6 protein-coding genes are annotated in these 4,735 nt (G+C 59.5%); 4 read left to right on the top strand and 2 right to left on the bottom strand.

Annotated features, from left to right (window positions below):
* Window positions 1–203: 203 nt before the first annotated feature.
* Window positions 204–1,610, top strand: a complete 1,407-nt coding sequence (locus tag IEX25_RS20250; protein WP_229665508.1) for a DEAD/DEAH box helicase — start codon at window positions 204–206, stop codon at window positions 1,608–1,610.
* 26 nt (window positions 1,611–1,636) lie between these two features.
* Complete coding sequence (locus tag IEX25_RS20255; protein ID WP_229665509.1) at window positions 1,637–2,791, top strand: hypothetical protein; 1,155 nt, start codon at window positions 1,637–1,639, stop codon at window positions 2,789–2,791.
* 138 nt (window positions 2,792–2,929) lie between these two features.
* Here IEX25_RS20255 and IEX25_RS19430 read toward each other — a convergent pair whose 3' ends face one another.
* Both IEX25_RS19430 and IEX25_RS19435 read right to left on the bottom strand, forming a co-directional pair.
* On the bottom strand, window positions 2,930–3,238 hold the full coding sequence (locus IEX25_RS19430; protein WP_229665511.1) for a type II toxin-antitoxin system RelE/ParE family toxin: 309 nt from the start codon (window positions 3,236–3,238) through the stop codon (window positions 2,930–2,932).
* On the bottom strand, window positions 3,235–3,498 hold the full coding sequence (locus IEX25_RS19435; protein ID WP_188717351.1) for a CopG family ribbon-helix-helix protein: 264 nt from the start codon (window positions 3,496–3,498) through the stop codon (window positions 3,235–3,237). Before IEX25_RS19435 ends, IEX25_RS19430 begins: the two co-directional genes overlap by 4 nt.
* 331 nt (window positions 3,499–3,829) lie before the next feature.
* Here IEX25_RS19435 and IEX25_RS19440 point away from each other — a divergent pair, with 331 nt between their 5' ends.
* Window positions 3,830–4,009 (top strand): hypothetical protein, encoded by a 180-nt coding sequence (locus IEX25_RS19440; protein ID WP_188717353.1) that lies wholly within the window; start codon window positions 3,830–3,832, stop codon window positions 4,007–4,009.
* 99 nt (window positions 4,010–4,108) lie between these two features.
* Window positions 4,109–4,735: sugar transferase (locus IEX25_RS19445; RefSeq protein WP_188717355.1), on the top strand; the 627-nt coding region annotated here is incomplete at its 3' end.

The raw sequence follows: 4,735 nt of genomic DNA on the forward strand, positions 1-4,735 counted from the left end.
CGCCGAACGAAGCAGAGGAGGCCTTCTACGCAAGCTTGAACGCAGCCGAAAAAGCAGCCTAATCATTGAACCACAAACTCTCCGGTAAACCCGGGGCGGTTCAGTTTCAAGCGGTGGCGCGAGCACTGCCCGACAGCGTCGAACCGGTGCGGCTCTACGAGTCCTACCTCTCCAATTTCCGCTTTTCGATGGGCCGCTGAGCCATGAAGTTCACACTCAAGGATTATCAGGAAGAAGCCGTTCGGGAGGTTCTGGTGAACCTCAAGAAGGCCTCGCGTCGCTGGCGCGAGGACGGCGACAAACATGCCTTCTCGCTGACGGCCACCACAGGTGCGGGCAAGACCGTCATGGCGGCGGCCGTGTTCGAGGCGCTGTTCCACGGCGACGACAACTACGACATTGAGCCTGACCCGGGTGCAGTGGTGATCTGGTTCAGCGACGATCCGTCTTTGAACGAGCAGTCACGTTTTCGCCTGCTCGAGGCATCGGACAGACTGTCGATCTCGGACCTTGTGGTGGTGCAAAGTACGTTCCAGCGCGAGGTTCTGGAACCGGGCAAGGTCTATTTCCTGAATACCCAGAAGCTGAGTAAGTCGAGTCTTCTGGTGCGCGGACACGATCCTGATGACGAGGGGATCGAGAAGGATGGCCAGATCCGGCTGATGCCCGACAGTCGCTCCTTCACCATCTGGGACACGATCCAGAACACCATCGATGACCCCGCGCTGACGCTTTACCTCGTGCTCGACGAGGCGCATCGCGGGATGCGAGCCGCGACCGGCGCGGGCGAGAAGACCACCATCGTCAAGCGGTTGATCAACGGCTCGGGACCGGTCCCCGGCATCCCGGTCGTTTGGGGCATCTCGGCGACGGTGGAGCGGTTCAATGCGGCGATGACCGACATGATGGGCCGTGCGACCCTGCCGAATGTCGTGGTGGATTCCGCCAAGGTCCAGGCTTCAGGTTTGCTTAAGGATACGATCATTCTGGACGTGCCGAAGGAGGTCGGGCAGTTTGACACCGTGCTGGTGCGCCGCGGCACCGACAAGCTGAAGGAGATATCCTCCGCCTGGGAGGCCTATGCCCAGCAGCAGGACGATGCCGGAACAGTGCTGCCTCTTATGGTACTGCAGGTTCCGAACGCGCCCGATCACAATGACATCGGTCGGGCTCTCGATACCATCTTCACACAATGGCCGGACTTGCCCGAGGATGCGGTGGCGCATGTGTTCGGGGAACATTCCACCCAGACATTCGGCCGCTATACCGTGCCCTACATTTCGCCCGAACGTGTTCAGGAGTCGGCGTGGGTCCGGATACTGATCGCGAAGGATGCCATCAGCACAGGGTGGGACTGTCCGCGCGCCGAAGTCATGGTGTCGTTCCGGCCTGCTCGAGACAAGACGCACATCACGCAGTTGCTGGGGCGCATGGTTCGCACACCACTGGCGCGGCGGATCCCCGGCAATGAACGACTAAACTCGGTCGATTGCCTGCTACCGTTCTTCGACGAAGCCTCGGTCAAGGAAGTCGCCAAGGCGCTGATGTCCGGGGGGATGGCGGCGAAGACCTGCCGGGTCGCCGCGTTCTGGTCAACCCCGTCGAACTGAAGTCCAATCTTGCCATTCCCGAGGCGGTGTGGGACAAGCTGCTCTCGCTGCCGTCCCAATCCCTGCCGAAGCGGCATGCCCGTCCTGTCAAGCGTCTGACATCGCTGGCGCATGAGCTGGCCGTGGATGGCCTGCTCGAGAACGCTGGCAAGGCGGCCCATGCGGAAATGCACAAGGTGCTCGATGGCGCTAGAGCGCGCTACAGGGGGGAAATCGAGAATGCGCGCAAATCGGTCCTGACAGTCGAAGGCAAGAGCCTGAAGGCCGACCTGGAAGGCGGCGGCATGTCGTTCGACGATTTCCTCGAGGAAGCGGACTACGCCGTGATCGAAGATGCGTATCGAAGAGCAGGCCGCGCGATCAGTCCGGATCTCGCGACGTCGTACAGCGACTACCTCGCGCGAAAAGAAGGTAATACGGACGATATGGAAGCCGCTCTTATCGAGGCGCACGTCACGATTGGCGCTTTGGGATTGGTTCCCGGCCTGCGAGAGACGCTTGAGACTGAGGCCGAGAAACTCGCGAACCAATGGCTCACTCGCTTCCGGGTCCACATCAAAAATCTTTCCGACGAGCGTCAGGACGTGTATCGGCAGATCCGGGAGATGAGCGCCAATCCCATGGATGTGGATCTTGCGCGGCCGACGTCGTGGATGCAACCGACGACGATCCGGGAGGCGAACGGCTCTGAGACCCCGCTACCATCGTTCGAGAGGCACATGCTGTGCGATGAGCACGGGATGTTTCCCGAGGATTTCAACTCCTGGGAAGGTGAAGTCGTGAAATCCGAACTTGCGCGGGCGGGAGCCGTCGGATGGTACCGGAACCCATCGCGCGCCAGCCAAGACTCCCTTGGCATAATTTACGAAGACGGCGGCGAGCCAAAGATTGTCAGGCCCGACTTCGTTTTTTTCGTTCAGCAGGAGGATGGGTCCGTCGCTGCCGATATCGTCGACCCGCACGGCATTCAGTTCAGCGACGCGATACCGAAGCTCAAGGGTCTAGCGCAGTACGCAGAACGCTATGGGGATCAGTATCGTCGGATCGAGTCCGTCGCGAAGATCGGCGACAAGTTCCGTGTTTTGGACCTGAAAGAAGCCGCCACGCGCGCATCTGTTTCCACGTCGACAACCATCAAGGCTCTGTATGAAAGCACGGATGCATTCGATTACTTGCCCTAACTTCCTAATCGCCAGCGCGACGTTGAACAGGATCGATCCCCAAGTCTGGCTAGCCGATGTCACCGCCCGCATCTCCGATTTGCCCGTGTCACGACTGCCTGACTACGGTCTCCGGCGTGGGCTTACCCTCCAGCCTGCCTAGCTGGGGGTCATTCGCTCGCGTAGTGCCTGTGCCAGATCGCGGGCCGTGTGAGATACGGCCAGGATCGTCACCGCATTGGCATCGACCTCGTAGACGATCAGATAGGGCAGGTTGGGGACGCTAAGCTCACGCGTTTCGGGGTGGCGACCAGGACGACCGAGGGCAGGGAAGTCAGGTAGCTTACGCGCCACTCCTACGATCCCGCGATAAACATCCTCGGCTGCTGTAGGGTTCTCCAATGCGATATAGTCGATGATCGCTTCAAGGTCGCGTGCCGCTGGTTCGGCAATGACCAAGCGTTTCAACGCGACCAGCCATGCTTTTCAGCAATCCCGTCAAAGACTTCATCAGCAGGGATGATCTTGTCGTCGCGTGCCGCAGCGATCCCGGCTGAGATGCGCTCCATCTGCCAGGCGTTTGCTTCCAGATACTGCTCGATCGCCTGGTTGACGATGTAGTTGCGGGAACGGTCCATGGCGCTTGCCAAGGCGTCGATCTCTGAGACCTTGGCTGTGCGGATAGTGATCGGTTCGGATGCGGCGCGCTGCGGCATGGTGTGCTCCATTGTAATCATCTGTAACCATAGTCATCGCGTCGGCAATTTCCAAGCATCCGCTTCACTGGGGGGAGCCACGAGGCCGCGTTGATCCTTGTTCGAATAACGTACTCTGGTGGGGGCCGCAGAGTTTTAAGTCTTTCAGGGGAGTAGGGACCTGGCGTTTACACCGGTCTTCAAATCCCAATTTTCGACAGTAATTCGTTTTATGGAACAGAAGTTTAGGGAGCTTTGTTTTACCCGTCACTCGACAGCCTATTAGCCTATACAAAAAGGCAAATTGGCCAATAGACAACCTCCGGTTATGGAGAGGATGTTCGTTACAGTTGTAGGTATTTCCATGTTTGCCTCTGAAACCACCTTCGCGTTTCGTCCCGCTGTGTCTGCCGATGACTGGAAAGTCATCATGTCGGCGATCAGCGCTTATTCCCATAACGCAGAGTACCGTGAGCTTCTGGGGCGTTTGGAACGCCAGGCGAAGGTCAACGGGATCACATTGCCCGCGCCTCGACTTTCCTGACATCGACGGTTGAGCGTGCGCTGAAGTCAGACTGACTTCGGAGAGTGATGGCGGTTTCCATCACTACTTTAAGCCTTTGTTCGTAAAGAGTAGTTTGTCATGTTTGTTCAGCAGCAGCTCCTGGCTGATGGCCCGGCCTATGTCTCCACCGTTGCCCCGCGTCACGGACTTTACCGCAGCTCGCTCAAGCGGCCGCTTGATCTCCTCCTGGTGCTGATGGCCTTGCCGGTCGTCTTGCCGCTGGTGCTGCTGCTGGCCCTGGTCGTGCTCATCGATGGCGGTAATCCCTTCTACGCGCAGGACCGGGTCGGTCGTGGCGGGCGCCGCTACCGGATGTGGAAGCTGCGCAGCATGGTGGTCGATGCCGACACACGGCTGCAGGGGCATCTGGACACCCATCCCGAGGCGCGCGCCGAGTGGGAAGAGACCCAGAAGCTGCGCCACGATCCGCGTGTCACGCGGTTCGGTCGTCTTTTGCGCAAGAGCTCGCTGGATGAGCTTCCCCAGTTGTGGAATGTCCTGGTCGGGCACATGAGCCTGGTCGGTCCCCGGCCCATGCTGCCTGAACAGCAGGCCCTCTATCCGGGGTCCAGCTACTATGGGTTGCGGCCGGGCCTGACTGGCCTGTGGCAGGTCTCGGAACGCAACCAGTCCACATTCGCCTCTCGCGCCATGTATGACGACAGCTACGATCGTTCGATCAGCTTGCGCACGGATGCCCTGGTG

It is taken from the genome of Paracoccus acridae (assembly GCF_014642735.1).
GTDB classification, from domain to species: Bacteria; Pseudomonadota; Alphaproteobacteria; order Rhodobacterales; family Rhodobacteraceae; genus Paracoccus; species Paracoccus acridae.

Excerpts from the sequence above, each read along its gene's own strand:
- IEX25_RS20250 (WP_229665508.1), top strand. The coding sequence starts at position 204 with ATGAAGTTCACACTCAAGGATTATCAGGAAGAAGCCGTTCGGGAGGTT.
- IEX25_RS19435 (WP_188717351.1), bottom strand. The coding sequence starts at position 3,498 with ATGGAGCACACCATGCCGCAGCGCGCCGCATCCGAACCGATCACTATC.
- IEX25_RS19440 (WP_188717353.1), top strand. The coding sequence starts at position 3,830 with ATGTTTGCCTCTGAAACCACCTTCGCGTTTCGTCCCGCTGTGTCTGCC.